The organism is Rhizomonospora bruguierae, assembly GCF_018397995.1.
GTDB lineage: Bacteria > Actinomycetota > Actinomycetes > Mycobacteriales > Micromonosporaceae > Rhizomonospora > Rhizomonospora bruguierae.
Genome location: NZ_BBQH01000170.1, coordinates 1 through 887, shown reverse-complemented (window position 1 = coordinate 887; position 887 = coordinate 1). Strand labels below are relative to the sequence as shown.

General features: G+C 63.5%; 1 protein-coding gene. It reads left to right on the top strand.

The genetic code is table 11. From position 1 onward, the window contains the following. Positions 1 to 135 precede the first annotated feature (135 nt). Positions 136 to 887: helix-turn-helix transcriptional regulator (locus tag KJS59_RS30690; protein ID WP_213457500.1), on the top strand; the 752-nt coding region annotated here is incomplete at its 3' end.

Below are 887 nucleotides of genomic sequence, written 5' to 3'. Positions count from 1 at the left end.
TCCACGCCCCCGGCCCAGCAAGCCGGGTCGTCAATGGCGACAGCCGTAGTAGAATCCTTGGACTGGCGGGTTGTCAGGATGTTCTAGGGCTGTTCGCGGCCTCGCGTGATCAAATGCGGGGAAGGAGGAGGCGCGGTGTCTGTTCAGCCGGCGCCCGACCGTTCCCGGCCGAACGTGTTGTTCAGGAAGGCCCGGGAACGGTTGCCGTCCAAGCGGTGCCCCGGAACCGTCATGGGGCGGCAGGAGTTCGCCGACGAGTGCAACCAGTGGCTTGGCGATAAACCTGACCCGGGCGGTCCTGTCACGGAAAGCGCCATCGGGAAAGTGGAGTCCGGGAGAGTGACCTGGCCGCGAGAGTGGCGACGCGCCGCGTACCGTCACGTCACCGGCACCGCGACGGATGCCGAACTCGGGTTCTTCGACCGACGTAGCCACGGCATGGACTTAGTACCCGAAGCGCGAATCGATCCCGAAACCGATCGCGATCCTGATAGCCTCGGTGAGACGCAACTGGCAAGCGGGGCAACAGAGAGCATCGAGAGCGTAACCGTAGGCGAAACGCTTGATGACAGGGATGCGACGCGGACACCAATGCCGCAGTTCGCCGCCGTACTGCGTGTCCTGCGGGCCGCTGAACGTCTCACCTATCGAGGGCTCGGCGAGAAGACGAACGTATCCCGCTCGATGATCGGGCATATAGAAACGGGTTTACGAGCACCGTCCCTCGAAGTCGCGATCGCGTTCGATGACTACTTCCGAACCAACGGTCTGCTGCTGGACCTCTACCGCGCCGAATCGACCAGCGGAAACCAAATCCACCGCGCAGCCCTCGTTTCAGCCCTAACGAACCGGCATCGGAACCCACCACCCAGCGCGCAACCAGCAAC